Consider the following 18,254-nt stretch of genomic DNA (forward strand, 5'->3'; position numbering starts at 1 on the left):
CCAATATAGGGCGGCTCTATAGGGCCATGGGATGGGAGCGACAGAGGGTAGCCCGGAAGGGTCTTGGGGACACGAGACCCCCGCGACCGTGGCGACGGTCCGGGGGCATGGCCACCAACCCCGTGGAGGTTGACGACGTGCACCACGCTATCGGGTGGGTCTTCGAATTACTGATGTCTCTGGTGCTGCGCACACGGGGCGGTGAGGTGAGCGAGGTCCGGCCCTACGTGACGGCGTACGAGCGGCAGCGGGAGGAACAGTGTCGGCGTGCGCAGGTACTCGCCACGTACCGCTTCGATCCCTGTCCGTGCCCGATCCACGAGGGGCAGGCAACGGGATGACGGACGAGGTCCCCGAGGCCCCCCGAGTAGCTGACATCGAGCAGCTTCAGGCGGCCTACCTGATGCACCGCCAGGAATGCCGACAGTGCACCCGCAAGCGGTCGTGCCCGATGGGGCGACGGCTGGAAGAAGCGTTCCGAAAGGCGGAGTCATCATGACCCCCGGGAAGGCAGCCTGTGATGCCCGCGCCCGTCTGGAGCGCGAAAAGGAAGCGGCGCGTCAGGCGGGGGACCTGAGCAAGGTCACCGACTGTGCCGTGTTACTCAAGCGCCACCCCGACCACAACAAGAGGAGCGCTCTCTCTGGAAGGGAGCGGGCATGAACCGGGCCACGTACCGTTTCCGTGAGTTCCAGCTCATCCCCGACGCCGAACCGATCACGTTCGCCATGCAGTGCGCGGTGTGCCAGCAGACCGGACAGCCCAGCGACGAGCAGGCAGCCGCGCACGCGTGGGCGACCGGCCACCTGAAGGCGAACCCGGAGCACTTCACCTACCGGGAGATCAACACCCGCCCCTGCCGGTTCGAACCGGGAGCGTGGCAGTGACACGAACCATCCTTAAAGGCACGGACCTGGTACTCAGCGCCGAACGCGCGCAGGGAGCGCCGGACGGGATCTATCACGCCGAGTGCATGACCTGCCCCGCCACGTCGGGGCGGGTGGGCAGCGACCCCGGTCCCGTCGCGCGCTGGGCCATCCTCCACACCCAGCAACACGGGCTGAACCATGGTCAGTTCCTCGTGACCGTTGAGCGTCACTGGGCGCGTGGACCCCATACGCCCCCGGGACGGACACGGCACGGCCACGCTGCCCCAGACCCGCAGCGCCAGCACCGCCGACCGGAACCTCGCCACGCACCGCGCCCCCGGACGCTGGGGCGCCTGCCGGCGCACCGTGGCGTGGCTGGGGCGATTCGCCGGGCCGCTGGTCCTGACCACGTTCATCGTGGCCGCCGGACTCGGCGGCTACCTCATCGGAGTCGGCCAGGACACCGGCTGAGCTGCTGACGACGCCCGCACGGCCGGGGATCCACCCCCGTAGCCTCCGGCCGCGCGGGATCGGCGGCGCTCCCGACCGGACAAGCCCCGAGCCCGATGGGCAGACGCGCCCACGCAGAGTGGACGCACTCAGCCTCCCGCCTCCATACCCGCTGACCTGCCTGTATGCTCCAGAACACTTACTTACGAGCATCGAGGCTCACCGAAACCGGGGCTCCTCACCGAACCCCGCTCCGGGGGAGCCGCCCCCCTATCGCGCCTGCCCTCTGCGCGCTCGGAGCGTCAGGCTGGCAACGGCCGATAAGTTTCACCGCGATCCGCAGTGATAGGCACCGAGAGAAGAAGCGATACCGCCGGACGGGAGTGCCATCAGACCTTCTTCCGAGGGGACCCTTGGCTTTGGCCGAGGGAGGAATCGAATCCTTGGGCCGGAGCCGCGAAGCGGCGGAGTCCACTGCGTTGTCAGTGACGGCCGGTAGAGTGACCACATCTGCTTTGACCTGGGGAAACGAGTGAGGGGGCGGCTGCGTTTTGTTGCGTGCGTATAAGTTCCTGCTGCGCCCTACGGCCCGTCAGACGGTCGCGCTGGGCGAGATGCTGCGGGATCACTGCTCGCTGTACAACGGAGCCTTGCAGGAACGCCGCGACGCCTACCGGCACGCCTCCAGGACGAGCATCAAGTACGGCGACCAGTCTGCCCAGCTCAAGGAGATCCGGGCGTTCGACTCCGAGCGTCAAGGCCACTGGTCGTTCTCCTCCCAGCAGGCCACCCTGCGCCGCTTGGACAAGGCATTCCAAGCGTTCTTCCGCCGCGTCAAGGCCGGTCAGAAGCCGGGATACCCCAGGTTCAAGGGCGTCGGCCACTTCGACACTGTGACCTTCCCCAAGGACGGGGACGGGTGCCGCTGGGACTCCACCCCCCACGACCCACAGACCCGCGTACGCCTCCAGGGCATCGGTCACGTCCGCGTCCACCAGCACCGGCCCGTACGCGGCCGTGTCAAGACGATCTCGGTGAAGCGGGAGGGGAACCGCTGGTACGTCGTCCTCTCCTGCGACGACGTACCAGCCGAACCCCTGCCCGCCATGGGCGCGGTCGTCGGGGTCGACATGGGTACCACGCACTTTTTGACCACCTCCGACGGCGCACACGTCGCAGGCCCCCGCTTCCTCGACCAGGCCGCCGACGAACTCGCCGAAGCGCAGCGGCACCTCGCGACGTTCCCCAAGCGCACCCGGCGGCGCACCAAGGCGCACAGGGCCGCCGCCCGCCGCGTGGCGAAGCTGTACGCGAGGATCCGGCGCCAGCGCCTGGACCACGCGCACAAGACCGCGCTCACCCTTGTGCGGGACCACGACGTGATCGCCCACGAGAAGCTGAACACGGCGGGCATGACCCGCGCCCCCAAACCCAAGCCCGACCCCGACGCGCCCGGCACCTTCCTGCCGAATGGCGCCGCAGCCAAGGCGGGCTTGAACCGCAGCATCCTCGACGCGGGTTGGGCGCAGTTCCTGACGATCCTGGCGAACAAGGCTGAGAGCGCCGGTCGCCTCGTGGTCGCGGTGGACGCGCGCAACACCTCCCGTACGTGCCCGCCCAGCCTCGGAGGCTGCGGGCACGTCGCGAAGGAGAACCGCGTCACCCAAGCCAAGTTCGAATGCACGGCGTGCGGCTTCACCGCGCACGCGGACCACGTCGGCGCAACGAATGTCCTCGACAGGGCCGGGCTGGTCCTCTGCGACGCTGCTTAGCCAGCGATCCAGGAAGCCCGCGCGGTTACGCGTGGGTGGAGTCACCAATGTCATGCTCGGCCGGGCTGGACGCCGAGCCGGGCTCGCCGGTCGCTCGGCAACTCGCGCTGGCCCAGAGCGAAGTCACCCTCGCCGTGGGCGAGTTGCGTGAGCTCAGCCGAGGCGTGCGCCCCAAGGCCCTCACCGACCACGGACTCGCCGCGGCCGTCGGCAACCTCACCACCCGCTCCGCCCTGCCGGTCACCGTCGACATCCGGCTTCCGTACCGCTTGCCCATGGCCGTGGAGAGCACGGGGTACTTCGTCGCCGCCGAGGCCCTGGCCAACACCACCAAGCACAGCCGGGCCACTCGGGCCGAGGTCCACGCCCGGCTGGAAGCGGATGTCCTGACGCTGACGGTCCGCGACAACGGCGTCGGCGGGGCGGATCCGGCCGCGGGCACCGGGCTGGTCGGCCTGGCCGACCGCGTAGCCGCGGCGGACGGCAGACTGCGGATATCCAGCCCGGCGGGCGGCCCTACACTGCTGCGCGTGGAGCTCCCGTGCCGCTGAACATCGTGCTCGCCGAAGACTCACCGCTGTTGCGGGACGGCCTGGTCAGCGTGCTGACCCGGGTCGGCCACCAGGTGTCGGCGGCTGTCGGCGACGCCGACGCGCTGATCGCCGCGGTCCACGAGCACGACCCCGACATCGTCATCACCGATGTACGGATGCCACCGGGCAACGCCGACGACGGCCTCCGCGCCGCGGTCGCGCTACGCGATCACCGCGCCACCCTGCCCATTCTGGTGCTCAGCCAGTACATCGAGCAGTCCTACGCCACTCATCTGCTCGACCTGGGCAGCGAGACCGGCATCGGCTATCTGCTCAAGGACCGGGTCAGTGCCGTCACCCAGTTCGCGAGCGCGGTCGAGGAGGTGACCGCCGGTGCGACGGTCATGGACCCCGAAGTCGTGCGCCAGCTCCTGCGCCGACGGCATGACCCCCTGCGACAGCTCACCCCCCGGGAGCGCGAGGTCCTTTCCCTCATGGCCGAGGGACGCTCCAATGGCGAGATCGCCCGCGACCTCTATGTCACCGAGGCCGCGGTCAACAAGCATGTCAGCAGCATCCTCCAGAAACTCGACCTCCGCGTGGACGGCCAGGGACACCGGCGCGTCCTCGCTGTTCTCACCTACCTGCGCGCCTGACAGCCCGATGGCCCCGAAAACAACGAAGGCCCTCGACCCCGACCGCTTACGCGCTCCCAATCGACCGAACCTGACGCCGCCTGCCCGACTCGGCGTCAGGCGGCTATGGGGCTCGTGCGGCTATGTGCCTCTGGTGGCGTCAGTCCAGAACCGTCAGATCGAGCCCGCTCAGCCGCTCGGGGTCGGCCAGGATGTCGATCGCCACGATCCTGCCGTCCGTGACCGTGAAGGCCAGCACCGAGAACGGCCGCCCCTCCCGGGAGCTGACCACACCCACCGCCCCGTTGACGAGCGCGGGCCGGGCGAGGAGGCCCGCGCCGCTGAGGCGGGAGAAGGTGAGCGCCTGGTCCGCCACGGCCGCCGCGCCATGTACCTCGCGCGGGGCCGGGGCAGGCGCGGAGCCGTAGTCGGCGCGCAGGACGACATCCGGGTCGAGTACGGAGATCAGCCCCTCGAAGTCGCCGTCCCGCGCGGCGGCGAGGAAGGCGCCCACGACCTCGCGCTGCCGGGCCAGGTCCGCGTCGGGGACCGGGGCCGCTCCCCGCACCCGGCGGCGGGCGCGGCTGGCGAGCTGACGGGCGGCGGCCGGGGTGCGGTCGACGATGGGGGCGATCTCGTCGAACGGCACGGCGAACAGATCGTGCAGTACGAAGGCCAGCCGTTCGGCGGGGGCCAGCGTCTCCAGGACGACCAGCAGGGCGAGGCCGACCGAGTCGGCGAGCAGCGCCTGGTCCTCGGGGCCGGGCCCGGTCTCACCGCTGATGACCGGGTCGGGGAGGTGCACCCCCAGGGGCTCCTCGCGCCGGGCGGTGCGCGAGCGCAGCATGTCCAGGCAGACCCGGCCGACGACGGTGGTCAGCCAGCCGCCCAGGTTCTCCACCGCGGCGGTGTCGGAGCGGCTGAGCCTCAGCCATGCTTCCTGGACGGCGTCGTCCGCCTCGCTCAGCGAGCCGAGCATGCGGTAGGCCACCGCCCGCAGATGACCGCGGTGGGCCTCGAAGCCCTCCGCCAGAAGGTGGTTCTCGTTCATCGGTCACATCCCCTTGTCGCAGACCGCACCGTCGCAGGCCACACCGTCGCAGGCCACACCGTGCTGACGGATGGGCCGGGTGCGATGTGACGGAGGGGACGGAAATGTTTTGTGCGGGCCCGTGCACCCGTCCAGTCCCTTGACGCACTGCGATCACATCATTACACAAATTGGGAGCGCTCCCACATCTCCCACATCTTCCACGCCTCCCCAAGGAGGGTCCGTCATGCCCATGCCCCTGTTACCCCGTCCGCGCGGTGCGCGGACCGCCACCGCGCTGCTGACCGGCGCACTGCTGCTGATCGCCGCCCAGTCCGCGCCCGCCGGAGCGGACTCCCCCGCGGCACCCGCACCCCCGACCGCTGCCTCCGCCGCGCCGTCCGCCGTCCAGGTCAATCAGCTCGGGTATCTGCCGGACGGCCCCAAACGCGCCACCGTCGTGAGCGCGAGCGCCACCGCCCTGCCCTGGCAACTGCGCGACGCGGCGGGCCGCACCGCCGCCTCGGGCACCACCACCGTGCGGGGCGCGGACGCCGCCTCCGGGCAGTCGGCCCATCTGGTGGACTTCTCCTCGTACCAGGGGACGGGCACCGGCTACACGCTCAGCGTGGACGGCCGGACCAGCCATCCCTTCGACATCCGCGCGAACCTCTACGACGGGCTGCGCGCGGACGCGATGTCCTTCTTCTACCAGCAGCGCAGCGGTATCCCCATCGAGGCGTCCCTGGCCGGTACGGCATACGCACGCCCGGCGGGCCATCTGGGGGTCGCCCCCAATCGGGGCGACACCGCCGTGCCCTGCGTCAGCGGGGTGTGCGACTACACCCGGGATGTGCGCGGCGGCTGGTACGACGCCGGTGACCAGGGAAAATACGTGGTCAACGGCGGGCTCGCGGTCTGGCAGCTCGTCAACTCCTTCGAGCGCGCGAAGCGCACGGGGCACGCGGCGGCGCTCGGGGACTCCACGCTGCGCGTCCCCGAGCGCGGCAACGGGATGCCCGATGTGCTCGACGAGGGGCGCTGGGAGCTGGAGTTCCTGATGCGCATGCAGATCCCGGAGGGCAAGCCACGGGCGGGGATGGCCTTCCACAAGGTCCATGACGCCGCCTGGACCGGGCTGCCCACCCGTCCGGAGCAGGACGCCGAGCCGCGCGAGCTGCACGCGCCGTCCACCGCCGCGACCCTCAATCTGGCCGCCGCGGCGGCGCAGTGCGCCCGGGTCTACGCACCGTACGACACCGCCTTCGCCGCCCGCTGCCTGGACTCCGCGCGCCGCGCCTGGGCCGCCGCGCAGGCGAATCCCGATGTGCTCGCGCCGGGTGCCGACTCCACCGGCGGCGGGGCGTACGACGACAGCGAGGTGGGCGACGAGTTCTACTGGGCGGCGGCGGAGCTGTACGCGACCACCGGGGAGGCGCGGTACCGGGACGCGGTCACCTCCTCGCCGTACCACACCGCGAGCGATGTGTTCACGCCGTTCGGCTTCAGCTGGCAGGCCACCGGGTCCCTCGGGCGGCTCGTCCTGGCCACGGTGCCCAACGGCCTGCCCGCCAGCGACCTCGCCCGCGTCCGCGCCTCCGTGGTCTCCGCCGCCGACGCACGGCTGAGCACGATGGCCGGCCAGGGCTATGCGGTGCCGCTGCCGGCGGACGGCTATGTGTGGGGCTCCAACGGCCAGGTGGCCAACAACGGGACCGTCATGGCCGTCGCCTACGAACTCACCAAGCAGCGCCGCTACCGCACCGGGGCGCTGGAGACGCTGGACTATCTGCTCGGCCGCAACGCGCTCGGCCAGTCGTACATCACCGGCTACGGCGAGCGCGCCGCGCAGAACCAGCACCACCGCTTCTGGGCGCACCAGTACGACGCCTCGCTGCCGAACCCGCCCGCCGGATCCATCGCGGGCGGCGCCAACGCGGGGCTGCAGGATCCGGTGGCACAGGAGAAGCTCCCGGGCTGCGCGCCCGCGGCGTGCTACATCGACGACATCGGCTCGTACTCCACCAATGAGGTGGCGATCAACTGGAACGCACCGCTGGCGTGGCTGACCGCGTTTGCCGCGGAACGCGGCTGAACCGGGGTACGCGATCGACCCGGCGGGCGAGGGGCCACCGGCCCCTCGCCCGCCGTCGCTTTCACCGGGGCAGCTGCGCCTCGATCGCGGCGACGACGTCGTCCGCCTCCGGCTCGGTCCGCGGCCGGAACCGGCCCACGACCTCACCGTCCGGCGAGATCAGGAACTTCTCGAAGTTCCACTGCACATCCCCCGCCTCGCCCTGCGCGTCCGACGTCCGCGTCAGCTCGGCGTAGAGCGGATGCCGCTGCTCGCCGTTGACATCGATCTTCTCCAGCAGCGGGAAGGACACGCCGTAGGTCGTCGAGCAGAACGTCTGGATCTCGTCGCTCGTCCCCGGCTCCTGCCCGGCGAACTGATTGCACGGAACCCCCAGCACGGTGAACCCGCGCTCGGCATAACGCTGCTGCAGCCGCTCGAGCCCCTCGTACTGCGGGGTGAGACCGCACTTGGACGCCACATTGACCACCAGCAGCGCCGCACCCCGATGCTCACCGAGAGAGGTCGCCTCGCCGGTAAGGGTGTGCAGGGGAATGTCGTACAGGCTCATGGGATCAACCGCCTTCGTCGTTCGGTGGGTGAGCCCCAATCTATGCGCTCACGGGCCCGTGACGCCCGGTCACAATATGAACACCAAGCACACACAACCTCTTCACTTTTCAATCAGCGTGGCTAGGGTCGGTTCCTCACGTATCACTCAAGGGGGGACCATGTCCGGGAATAACCAGCCATCACCGACACCGAGACGCCCCGGATGGGCACGCAAGCGCGTCGCCATCCCGGTCGCGGCCATCCTGCTCTTCGCCGGAGTCGGCATAGGGTCGGCCCGGGGCGAGGACGCGAAGGCGGCGGACGGCGACAAGCCCACGCCCAAGGTGACGGTCACCGTCACGGCCAAGCCCGCCCGGGTGAAGGACACCGCCGAACCGACACCCACCGTGACGGTCACCAAGACCGTCACGGCGAAGCCGAAGCCGAAGCCGAAGCCCGCACCCAAGGCGACGAAGAGTACTGAGGACGACTCGTCCTCCTCCACCGGTGGTGTCAGCTCGTCATCCGGCGGATCGTCCTCGTCGGGCTCCGGGGGCGGCGGGTCGTCCGGCAGCTCCTCGTCCAGCAGCACGGGCGGATCGAGCAGCGGTGCCACGGCACTCTGCAACGACGGCACCTACTCCTACGCCGCCCACCACCAGGGCGCGTGCTCGCATCACGATGGCGTCGCCGTCTTCTACAGGTGATCTGACACGGCGATGGGGCGGGCCGCAAAGCCCGCCCCATCGCCTGCCGGGTAGCGCCGGGTGACGGCCTACTCGGGCGGCGTCGGCGTGTCGTGGCCGCGGTACAGCGGGGCGGGCTCCCAGCGGCGGCTTGATCTACGCAGCGTGACTGCCGCGCCAGTGCGCGCGCAGCGATACTTGCGCCCAGTTGTGCTGTGACCCCATAGGTTCACCGAGTGGTCGAGGGTTGTGTGGTGCGTGGGCCGGGACCGGCGGTCCCGGCCCACATGCGTGCGTCAGGCCACTGTGCCGGCAACTCCGGTGCGACCTTCCGGGACGCCGACGATCGTCACAATGACCTGCTCACGGATGTCCTCGCCGAGGACGCCGGCAAGCGCGTCGGTGGTGGTGGCGACCAGGCGGGCGGGAGCGTCCGGGATCTCTGGAAGGTGATAAGCGGCCTCGCGCATACTGAGGGTGACGAGCGGGGCGTCGATCTCGGCGGGGACGCCGCCGATGCCCCGGCGGTGCTGCGGGATGCCGATCAGGTCCACCCCGACCAGGCGGCGGAACTCCTCTCCGTAGACGGCGCCGACCGCGTCGGTTAAGGCGCTGATCAGCTTCGGTTCGACCGTCCCGTCGAGGACCTCTTCGCGGATGTGCATGCTGAAGTGCGGCATGAGGGGATCTCCGTTCGTGCTGGTAGGTACCATGAAGAGAATTCACTTTGGAAGCAAAGCAAAATACCTTTGAAGGTAAAGGTAAATGAGGAGGGGTGTGTGATGTCAACACCCAGGGCGCACGATGCCGACGAGGGCGACGAGGGCGACGAGAAGGGAGTCGATGACGCTGTCAGGACCCTGCTGCTACTCATGCCCCGAATGGTGGGCCGGGTCAAGAAGATCCCCGTGCCCGAGGCGTTGCAGTCCTTCTCGCTGGCGCCGCGTCACCTCTCCCTGCTCTCCTACCTGCTGTTTGACGGACCGACGACCGTGAACGAGCTGGCTGCTCGACTCCAGGTCGCCCCAACGACGGTGAGCCTGCTGGTCGGCGACCTGAGCCGGCAAGGAATCCTGGAGCGGCGCGAGGACGAGGCGGACCGGCGCCGGCGGATCATCTGCATCGCGGCCGACCAACAACCTGCGATCACCTCCTGGCTCGCCCCGGGCGCGGCCGCATGGCGCAAGGCACTGGCCCCCCTGACGCCGGATCAGCGGCAGATCTTCGTCGACACACTGCTCGCATACGAAGCCGCGGTCAGCGGCGAGGAACCGGGCTGAGCCGAGCCCTGCCCGCAAGAACGCCATGGCCGGCTATCGAGGCACCGCCGCCCACGGCAGCGAATACCCAGTGCGGGGGCCGACCGCACTCACCGGCGTGTCAGGTGGTCGCGGTGACGGGGCGTCCGCCCCGGCGGATGCCCTTCTCGCTGCGCATGCGGGCCCGTTCCCTGCGCTCGCGTCGCCGACGGGAACGCCCACCGCGAAGGAGCCGTCACGGGGATGACTGCTTCGCGATGGGCGGTGAACTAACAGGTCAGCGGCCTACTCGGGCGGCGTCGGCGTGTCGTGGCTGCGGTACATCGCCTGGATGTCGAGCTCCAGCTTCACCGTGGGGCCGACCACGGCGATGCCGCGGGCGAGCATATTGCGCCAGTTCAGGGTGTAGTCCTCGCGGTGCAGTTCCGCCGTGGCGAGGGCGGCGCAGCGCAGTTCCTGGTCGTAGCCGCCGTTCACGGCGCCGAGGTAGGTGGTGTCCAGGGTCACCGAGCGGCTGACGCCGTGCATGGTGAGGGGGCCCTGGAGGGTCCACTTGGGGCCGCTGCGCCAGGTGAAGCGGTTGCTGGCGAAGTGGATCTCCGGGAAGTTCTCGACGTCGAGGAAGTCCGCCGAGCGCAGGTGGTTGTCGCGGGTGTTGTTGCCGGTGTTGATGCTGGAGGCGTCGATGACGACCTCGACGCGGGAGTCCTCCATCCGCTCGGCGATGTGGATGCCGCCCCGGAAGCGGGTGAAGCGGCCGTGCACATTGGCCATGCCGACGTGGCGGGCGATGAAGCGGATCGCGGTGTGCGGCGGGTCGAAGAGCCAGGTGCCCGGCGGGGGGAGTTCGAGCTGCTGGGAGGGTTCCATCTGCACCCGGCGGGGCGGTTCGCTCTGGCCGTAGACGATGTCGACGGTGAGGCGGTTGGGCTGCAGCCCGCTTCCGGTGAGCAGCACGGTGTACTGCCCCGGCTCGAGCGTGGCGAGGAAGAGGCCGTGTGGATCGGTGGTGGCCTTGGCCACAGTACGGGCGGCGCCACGCGTCTCGGTGACGGTGACCTCCACGCCGCCCAGGGCCTGGCCGACGGGGTCCAGGACCTCGCAGCTGAAGGCTCCGGCACCCACGGGCAGGGGGATCCTGAGTCCTGATCCGCGGTCCGGACGCTTGGTGCGCATGCGCCGGAGCAGTGCGAGGGGCATTGCAGTCATCTCACTAACGGTTTCTCTGGGGATGTGGGCGCGTCCATGATGGAGCCCCAGGTCGGGCTCGCTGCGCCCGGGGGGTGGGTGTCAGCCGTGGCCGAGGATCTTCCGTAGCGCCTCGATCAGCAACTCCCCCGCGCGCGGGGACATTTGGGGGTGGCGGAAGCCGATGTGGTTGTCGGGGCGGGTCAGCAGGGCCCCGCAGTCGCCGATTTCCCGCAGCCGGGCCCAGTCGCCGTACGGGTCCTCGTACTCCTGGCCGGGGCCGATGGAGACGGTGACGAGCTCGATGCCGAGTTCCTTACGGGCCGCCTCGGCGGCCTCGTCCCAGCAGTCACCGCCGATGCCGGTGAAGAGGGTGAACCGGCCGTGGCCACCGAGGTCGAGGGTGGACAGCCGCTCACGCCCCCGGACGACCCATGCGTGCGGCAGCTTGGCGCCGGGGCGGGTGCTGGGCTGGTGGTACAGCTCAGGGTCGCGGCCGAAACCGGGGTCGGGGGTGCCGTCGGGGACGATGGCGTCCGACACGTACCGCTGGTTCATCTCCACACCGTGCGCGTTGAACTCGTACGCCTTGGCCGCGATGGCCTCGCGCAGTCCCTGCCGCTGCTTCGCGCCATCGGGCGTGGCGGCCTTACGGGCCTCGACATTGCGCCACACCTGCTCGGTGTCGGAGGCGGCCGGCACACCCAGCGCCTCGAAAACCGGCGCGGTCTCACCGATGCTCCGATTGGCCCGCTCGACGACCTGCCGCCCCACCGGCGCCCGTTCGGCGGAGTAGGTGTCCAGAAGGGCGGGGGCCGCGGTGCCGTCGAGGACCAGCTTGAGCTTCCAGGCGAGGTTGTACGCGTCCTGGATGGAGGTGTTGGAGCCCAGCCCGTTGGACGGCGGATGGCGGTGGACGGCGTCGCCCGCGCACAGCACCCGCCGGTCGGCGTAGGTCTCGGCGTACAGATGGTTGACGGTCCACGCGGAGGTCGAGGTGATGCGCACGGGGATCGTGTCGTCGCCGAGCAGCCGGTGCACCACGGACCGCGCGAACTCCTCGGTGAGGTCCGGCGGGCCCGCCTCGAGGTCGTAGCCCCACACCACCATCCACTCGGTCCAGGGGCGCACACAGCGCACCAGGCCCGCGCCGATGCCGCCCACCGTCGCGCCGGGGGCCAGCACCCAGTAGAGCGTGGAGGGGCGATGGGCGGTCAGATCGGTGAGATCCGCCTCGAAGACGATGTTGAGACTGCCCGCGACGCCCATCCGGCCGACCGTGGGCAGCCCGGCGTTCTCCACGACACGGCTGCGTCCGCCGTCCGCGCCGACCAGATAGCGGGCCCGGACGCGGTAGGTGTCCCCGCGCAGCCGGTCCTCGACCAGCGCGGTCACGCCGTCGTCCGACTGCTCATGGGAGAGGTACTCGGTGTGGAAGCGCAGCGCGGTGCCCCGGGAGACCGCGGCGTTCACCAGCACCGGCTCCATCAGGTGCTGGGGCATGTCGCACATCCGGCTGGGGCTGGCCAGTTCATGCGCGGCCTGGACGAGCGGGTCGTTGCCCCAGGAACGCAGCCGTCCCAGCTCCTCGCCCGCGAGGCTGGTGCAGAAGACGGTGTTCCCCATCAGCGGCTGCGGCGTGGCCTGGGCGGTGACCTGGTCCTCGACGCCGAGGTCGCGCAGCACCTCCATGGTGCGCTGGTTGGTGATGTGCGCGCGGGGCGTGTCCGCCAGGCTTCCGTACCGGGTGACCATGACGTTGGGCACGCCGTAGGTGCTCAAGGCGAGCGCCGTCGCGGCCCCGGCGGGGCCACTGCCCACGACCAGTACGTCGGTCTCGACGGTCTCCACTGCTGAAGGGCTCCTCTCCGGGTGATGGGCGATCTCCTGACGACCGGCGATCGACCATTGGTGATCTTGTTCCAGAACCCGGGCCCCGAGGTGTCTCATTTCGAAACACCGGCGACGTATACGGTGGAGTGGCTGTGACGACCATCGACGACACCCCCGCCGACTCGGCCCTCTCATCCCTGCGCCGGGCGCGCGACCGGTTCCTCAGCGGACGGCCACCGGGCGACGGGGTCCCCGAGGACCTCGCCGAAGCCTGGCGACGGGCGCGATTCTTCGGCGTACCGCGCGACCTGGTGGCCCCGCCCAGGGTCCGGCCGCCCGAGGACTCACCGCTGCTGGCCGCGGCGCGCCCCGCGCTGGACCGAGTGGCGCCCACGCTGAGCGGTGAGACGGGGCTGGTGCTGGTCGACTCCCGCTGCCGCGCGCTGTGGTCGGGCGGCGGCCGTTACACCGGCACGTCCGCCGATGTGGCCGGTCTCGATCTGTCGGAGAAGGCGGTCGGGCACAACAGCTCCGCGCTCGCGCTGCGCACGGGGCGCCGGGCCGAGGTCCACGGCCCGGAGCACTTCCTCGATCTGTGGCAGGAGGTGTCGGCGGTCAGCGTGCCGCTGTACGAGCCGACGGCGGGCCGCCCGGCCGGCACCATCACCGTGGTGGCCCCGCTGAGCGAGGGCCGCGCCGCCCACCCGGGCGCGGCCGTCGCCGAGGCCACCGCGCACGCCGTCGAGACGGAGCTGCTGGGCCGGGCGCACCCGCCGGAGCGGGTGCTGCTCGACGCGTATCTGCGTCAGCGGGCCGACGGGGCGGCCGTGGTGGCGCTCGACGGCAGCAGCCGCCTCGTCAGCCCGGAGGCCGCGCGGCTGCTGTCGCACGAGACGCTGGCGCGGCTGGAACGGCATGCCACGGCCCTCCTCAGGGACGCGGACGCCGGACCGGAGGGCGCGAGCTCCGGGGCACCGGAGGAGATCGGCGTACCGGACGGCGCCGGGCTCACCGTAAGGATGACGCGCGTGGTGCAGGGGGGCGAGGTCATCGGGGCCGTCGCCACGGTGTGCCCGGCGACCCGGCGGGCGAGGGCGGCGGAGCGGCAGGGCCATGACCGGCTCCCGGGGCTCGTGGGCACGTCCCCGCCCTGGCGGGTGGCCGTCTCCCGGGCGACGGAGCTGGCGCGGGCCGCGGAGCCGCTGCTGCTGATCGGGGAGCCGGGCGTGGGCAAGACCGCGCTGGCCCGTGCCCTGCTCGGCCGCCGGGGCACGGCCGCACCGCGTCTGGTCGACGCCGCCGAGCAGGTGGCCGGCGAGGTCCCGCGCTGGTGCCGCGCGCTCGCGGAGGGGGACGGCGGCGCGCCGCCGCTGCTCCTGCGCCACGCCGAGCGGCTGGGCCAGTCCGATGTGGCCGCGCTGCTCTCGCTGCTGGAGGAGCGGCCCGCGGTGCCATTGGTGGCGACGCATACCCCGGGTGCGCCGACCGGTCCCTGTCTGAGCCGGCTGCTGGACATCCTCTCGGCCCGGTCGGTGACGCTGCCGCCGCTGCGCGAACGCGTCGAGGACATCCCGGCGCTGCTGGCGGGCCTCGCCCGGCGCCCCTCCCCCGGGCGTCCCCCGCTGACCTGGAGCCTGGACGCGCGCCGGGCGCTGGAGCAGCACACCTGGCCGGGCAATGTCACCGAACTCGCCCATGTCGTACGGGAGGTGGCCGAGCGCCGCCGCGCCACCGGGCCGGTGCGGCGCGAGGAGCTGCCGTACGGGCTGCGGGTGCCACCGGCCACCCGCCGGCTGAGTGGCATAGAACGGGCGGAGCGCACGGCGATCCTGGAGGCGCTGCGCCGCCACGGGGACAACAAGGTGCGGGCCGCCGAGTCCCTGGGCATCGGCCGGGCCACGCTGTACCGGAAGTTGCGGGCGTACGGAATGGACCAGGCGTAGGGGAATGGACCAGGCGTAGCGGCGGAAACAGTCACCAGGGGGGCCGGTCGCAGGGGAGCCGGCATCGGTCGCGGAGGGGGCAACGGTGACGCGAGACAACAGCGCCGAGGGCGAAGCGGTCACGGGCAGACTGCTGATCCTGGAGTACGAGCAGGTGAAGGAGGAGCAGCGGGCGCGGATCGGGTTCCGCGACAATCTGCTCTACGCGACACTCGCCGCGATGGCGGCCATCATCACCTTCTCCCTCCAGAGCCATGGACGTCCGGAGCTGCTGTTGCTGCTGCCCCCGGCGTCGGCCCTGCTGGGCTGGGCGTATCTGGTCAACGACGAGAAGATATCGGCCATCGGGCGGTATGTCCGGGAGGATCTGGGGCCCCGGCTGGCGGCGCTCGTCCCGGGCCGGCCGCCGGTGTTCGGCTGGGAGCGGGCCCACCGCGACGACGGCCGCCGGATCTCCCGCAAGCGGCTGCAGCTCGCGGCCGATCTGCTGCTGTTCACGGTGGCGCCGATCGCCGCCCTCGTCGTGTACTGGGCCTCGGAGCCGGTGCGGGCGGTGCTGCTGGCGGTGTCGGTGGCGGAGGTGGCACTGATCACCGTCCTGGGAGTGCAGATCGTGCTGTACGCGGATCTGCACCGGCCCTGACGCATGAGAACCAGACGCATGAGAACCATAGAGTGCGTCGCATCCGTAAGGTGTCGGCGAAGGCTGTCCTAGGGGGGATCCATGGGCGCTGAGGACAAGGGCGGGACGGCGCGGGCCGATGTGGTGGTCCTGACCGCACTGGAGGTCGAGTACCGGGCGGTCCGGGCCCATCTGGAGGACCCGCGCCCGGTCAAGGCGGAGCGGGGCGCGCTGTTCGAACTTGGCGTGTTCCGCGACGGATCCGGCGAACGGACGGTCGCCATCCATATGACGGGTCCGGGGAATCCGGGTGCCGCGGCCTCGGTCGAGCGGGCCGCGGCGCTCTTCGCGCCCCGGGCGGTGCTGTTCGTGGGGGTCGCGGGCGGCCGTAAGGACGTCGCGCTGGGCGATGTGGTGGCCGCCGACGCGGTGTACGACTACGAGACCGGTAAGGACACCGAGTCGGGTTTCCTGCCCCGGCAGAAGACCTATCAGTCCGCTTATGGCCTGGTGCAGCTGGCCCGGCTGGTGGCGGCGGGTGACGAATGGCAGCGGCGGATCCGCCCGGGGGACGACGCGCCACGGCCCCGCGCCCATGTGAAGCCCCTCGCGGCGGGCGGGCGGGTGGTGGCGCACCACCGCTCGGATGCCGGGCTCAGGCTCACCGCCAGTGCGGGTGACGCGCTCGCGGTGGACATGGAGGGCTTCGGCTTTCTCGCGGGCGCGTATGTCAATCAGCAGCTGGACGCGCTGGTGATCCGCGGCATCTCGGATCTGCTCGGGGACAAGGGCGAGGCGCACGACGAGCGCTGGCAGCCGGTGGCCTCCCGGCACGCGGCGGCCTTCGCCTTCGAACTGATCGGCCGGATCCCGGTGGCGGCGGACGCCCCGGCGGTGGCGGATGCCGAGACAGCCCAGCCGTTCACCGCCTACACGCGGTCCCTCGACACCGATACGCGGTCCCTTGCGGCCGATACGCCGCCGCTCGCCACCAGCACACGGTCCCTCGTCGCCGAGACGCGGCCCGAGACCCCCCGGCGGCGCAAGCTGACGATCCGTGATCTCGGCGGTCTCGCGGACACGCTGCTGGCCGTGTCCGGGATGACCTCCCCCGCCCGCTGGCAGCAGCTGCTCGACGAGCTGCCCACCGTGGGCACCGCGGTGGGTCGTCAGTCGGCGAGCCGCGCGGAGGCCCTGTCCCTGCTGCGCACCTGCGAGGCGCGGCGCGCGATGGGCGAGCTGGTGGAGGTGGTCGCGGTGCTCGCCCCGGACGATCCGGCAACCGCCGAACTCGCCCGGCGGGTCGAGGAGCTCGGACTGGAGTGACCCTCCTCACCCTCCCGACCCGGCGGATGCCGAACCCCGGGCCGCCTGCGCGCGGGGCCCGCACGCTCCCCGGGCCATGGCGGAAGGCCGTACTGCACGCCAGGTCGCCGGAATCGTCCAGGTGGCCCCCTCGGGAGGACCTCCCTCCGCCTCACGGGCATGTGCTCCCCCGGTCCACCACCGGGACATGTCCCCGCCGCGCCGGTGCCCGCCGGGGGCGGGGACCGTGCCCTGGACATACTCCCCCAGGGGGTGTCAGGCGGAACTCGCGGGGAAAACAACTTGTCCCGGAGTCCGAGCGGTTGGCGCCCGCGTGTGGCAGGGTCTCCGGCGGGATCATCGGCGGCGGGGACCGGTGATGCGGCCTCGGGGGAGGGCACAGCATGGCGGCCATGGGGGAAGGTGGCCTGAAATCGGTTGGCAACCTCGTCACGGCGTTGAAGGAGTTCCGCTGTCTGACGGATCCGGATCTGCGCACGCTGTGTCTGGATCTGGTTGCCATGGAGCTGGAGATGACCAGCGTTCCCGTGCGCGTCCACCGGGTGACCGACTACTTCCTGGTGGAGCTGGCCCGCGAATGCCTGGAAAACGTGCGGATCATGCACGCGCTACGCGCGTCCCTCGCGGTGATGGCGGCGGCCGACGAGGACGCCATGATGCGGCTCGACTCGGTCATGGAGCAGATGACGGCCCGTCCGGCACTGCCCGAGACCGCCGCCGCGAAGCTGCGGTCGCTGCTGGAGGAGCTGGAGATCGAGCAGTTGGGCCAGTTGTGCCGTACGGCGGCGGGCCCGCTGCAGGACATCCCCGCGGTCACCAGCCCCTGGCACGCCTTCGAGGTGCTGAGCCGGATGAACGCACAGCCGGGCGGGCTGCCGCCGGGGCTGGCCCTCGTGGAGTACCTCGCGGCGGCGGCGCGTCCGCTGCAGCGGGCCGACGCGCTGCGCGAATGGGCCGATGAGCAGGCCCGGGAGCTGGGCCTGACGCCACAGCTGCGGTCGCTGCGGCAGCAGGTGGGGCATGCCGCCCCGGCCGGGCCGGTGGACGCCTATCTGGTGATCCGGCTGCTGCCGCAGGAGGAGGCCGGGTGCTACGAGCTCTCGTCCTGGCACCAGTACGACCCGACCGGCTGGCATCCCGCCCGCGGCCCGGTCACCCAGGTCACCTCGCAGACCGCGGAACGGGCGGTCCAGACGCTGGTGTTCGAGGCCGCCGAGGAGTGGGACGACGCCGAGGCGATCCACATCGAGTTCATGCTCGACACGGATGACCTGAATCTGCCGGTCCACCGGTGGCGTCTGGAGCTCGACAGCGAGTCCCCCATCCCGTTGTACATGGGGGGCTATCCGGTGGTGGTACGGAGCCTGGAGCGAAGCCGGACCAGGCGCTGGCACCGCGAGTGGAAGCAGCGCTGGAACGTCTTCGACCAGCAGCCCGAGCGCGCCAAGCAGCTCGTCGTGGACGGCGAGGACCCGGACAGCC

18 protein-coding genes are annotated in these 18,254 nt (G+C 71.2%); 13 read left to right on the top strand and 5 right to left on the bottom strand.

Annotation, left to right across the window (positions count from 1 at the left end):
- Positions 1-107: 107 nt before the first annotated feature.
- The 6 genes from J5X86_RS41000 to J5X86_RS41025 all read left to right on the top strand — a co-directional run bounded on the left by J5X86_RS41000 (position 108) and on the right by J5X86_RS41025 (position 4,280).
- Positions 108-341, top strand: coding sequence for a hypothetical protein (locus J5X86_RS41000; protein ID WP_208521718.1), 234 nt, complete (start codon positions 108-110; stop codon positions 339-341).
- 318 nt (positions 342-659) lie between these two features.
- A complete protein-coding gene (locus J5X86_RS41005; RefSeq protein WP_208521719.1) occupies positions 660-887 on the top strand; it encodes a hypothetical protein in 228 nt (75 codons plus the stop codon).
- A 219-nt stretch (positions 888-1,106) separates the two neighbouring features.
- Complete coding sequence (locus tag J5X86_RS51320; RefSeq protein ID WP_243982760.1) at positions 1,107-1,340, top strand: hypothetical protein; 234 nt, start codon at positions 1,107-1,109, stop codon at positions 1,338-1,340.
- A 530-nt stretch (positions 1,341-1,870) separates the two neighbouring features.
- Positions 1,871-3,091: an RNA-guided endonuclease TnpB family protein gene (locus J5X86_RS41015; RefSeq protein WP_208521720.1), complete on the top strand. Its 1,221-nt coding sequence runs from the start codon at positions 1,871-1,873 to the stop codon at positions 3,089-3,091.
- Between the two features lie 47 nt (positions 3,092-3,138).
- Positions 3,139-3,642 (top strand): hypothetical protein, encoded by a 504-nt coding sequence (locus tag J5X86_RS41020; RefSeq protein ID WP_243982762.1) that lies wholly within the window; start codon positions 3,139-3,141, stop codon positions 3,640-3,642.
- Positions 3,633-4,280, top strand: a complete 648-nt coding sequence (locus J5X86_RS41025) for a response regulator transcription factor (RefSeq protein WP_208521721.1) — start codon at positions 3,633-3,635, stop codon at positions 4,278-4,280. Before J5X86_RS41020 ends, J5X86_RS41025 begins: the two co-directional genes overlap by 10 nt.
- 139 nt (positions 4,281-4,419) lie before the next feature.
- Here the strand turns inward: J5X86_RS41025 and sigJ are convergent, their stop codons facing one another.
- Positions 4,420-5,310 carry an RNA polymerase sigma factor SigJ gene (sigJ, locus tag J5X86_RS41030; protein ID WP_208521722.1) on the bottom strand — a complete coding sequence of 297 codons (891 nt, stop codon included), beginning with the start codon at positions 5,308-5,310 and terminating at the stop codon, positions 4,420-4,422.
- 226 nt (positions 5,311-5,536) lie between these two features.
- Between sigJ and J5X86_RS41035 the strand changes: the two genes are divergently transcribed.
- Entirely contained in the window at positions 5,537-7,384 is a 1,848-nt protein-coding gene (locus J5X86_RS41035) for a glycoside hydrolase family 9 protein (protein WP_208521723.1), read from the top strand.
- Positions 7,385-7,445: 61 nt separating this feature from the next.
- On the opposite strand, the gene J5X86_RS41040 is transcribed toward J5X86_RS41035, so the two are convergent.
- Positions 7,446-7,934, bottom strand: coding sequence for a glutathione peroxidase (locus J5X86_RS41040; protein WP_208521724.1), 489 nt, complete (start codon positions 7,932-7,934; stop codon positions 7,446-7,448).
- A 160-nt stretch (positions 7,935-8,094) separates the two neighbouring features.
- Between J5X86_RS41040 and J5X86_RS41045 the strand changes: the two genes are divergently transcribed.
- Positions 8,095-8,622 (top strand): DUF3761 domain-containing protein, encoded by a 528-nt coding sequence (locus tag J5X86_RS41045; RefSeq protein ID WP_208521725.1) that lies wholly within the window; start codon positions 8,095-8,097, stop codon positions 8,620-8,622.
- Positions 8,623-8,897: 275 nt separating this feature from the next.
- Here J5X86_RS41045 and J5X86_RS41050 read toward each other — a convergent pair whose 3' ends face one another.
- Positions 8,898-9,281: a hypothetical protein gene (locus tag J5X86_RS41050; RefSeq protein ID WP_208521726.1), complete on the bottom strand. Its 384-nt coding sequence runs from the start codon at positions 9,279-9,281 to the stop codon at positions 8,898-8,900.
- A 102-nt stretch (positions 9,282-9,383) separates the two neighbouring features.
- Here J5X86_RS41050 and J5X86_RS41055 point away from each other — a divergent pair, with 102 nt between their 5' ends.
- Positions 9,384-9,881, top strand: coding sequence for a MarR family winged helix-turn-helix transcriptional regulator (locus J5X86_RS41055; RefSeq protein WP_208521727.1), 498 nt, complete (start codon positions 9,384-9,386; stop codon positions 9,879-9,881).
- Positions 9,882-10,145: 264 nt separating this feature from the next.
- Here the strand turns inward: J5X86_RS41055 and J5X86_RS41060 are convergent, their stop codons facing one another.
- Both J5X86_RS41060 and J5X86_RS41065 read right to left on the bottom strand, forming a co-directional pair.
- Complete coding sequence (locus tag J5X86_RS41060; RefSeq protein WP_208521735.1) at positions 10,146-11,060, bottom strand: YceI family protein; 915 nt, start codon at positions 11,058-11,060, stop codon at positions 10,146-10,148.
- A gap of 90 nt (positions 11,061-11,150) precedes the next feature.
- Complete coding sequence (locus J5X86_RS41065) at positions 11,151-12,899, bottom strand: FAD-dependent monooxygenase (RefSeq protein WP_208521728.1); 1,749 nt, start codon at positions 12,897-12,899, stop codon at positions 11,151-11,153.
- Positions 12,900-13,033: 134 nt separating this feature from the next.
- Between J5X86_RS41065 and J5X86_RS41070 the strand changes: the two genes are divergently transcribed.
- The 4 genes from J5X86_RS41070 to J5X86_RS41085 all read left to right on the top strand — a co-directional run.
- Entirely contained in the window at positions 13,034-14,824 is a 1,791-nt protein-coding gene (locus tag J5X86_RS41070; RefSeq protein WP_208521729.1) for a helix-turn-helix domain-containing protein, read from the top strand.
- An 85-nt stretch (positions 14,825-14,909) separates the two neighbouring features.
- Complete coding sequence (locus tag J5X86_RS41075) at positions 14,910-15,467, top strand: hypothetical protein (protein ID WP_093467023.1); 558 nt, start codon at positions 14,910-14,912, stop codon at positions 15,465-15,467.
- Positions 15,468-15,548: 81 nt separating this feature from the next.
- Positions 15,549-16,772 (top strand): hypothetical protein, encoded by a 1,224-nt coding sequence (locus J5X86_RS41080; RefSeq protein ID WP_208521730.1) that lies wholly within the window; start codon positions 15,549-15,551, stop codon positions 16,770-16,772.
- Positions 16,773-17,164: 392 nt separating this feature from the next.
- A partial coding sequence (locus tag J5X86_RS41085) for a hypothetical protein (protein ID WP_208521731.1) occupies positions 17,165-18,254 on the top strand: 1,090 nt, incomplete at its 3' end.

Source organism: Streptomyces sp. NEAU-YJ-81, assembly GCF_017592595.1.
GTDB lineage: Bacteria > Actinomycetota > Actinomycetes > Streptomycetales > Streptomycetaceae > Streptomyces > Streptomyces hygroscopicus_B.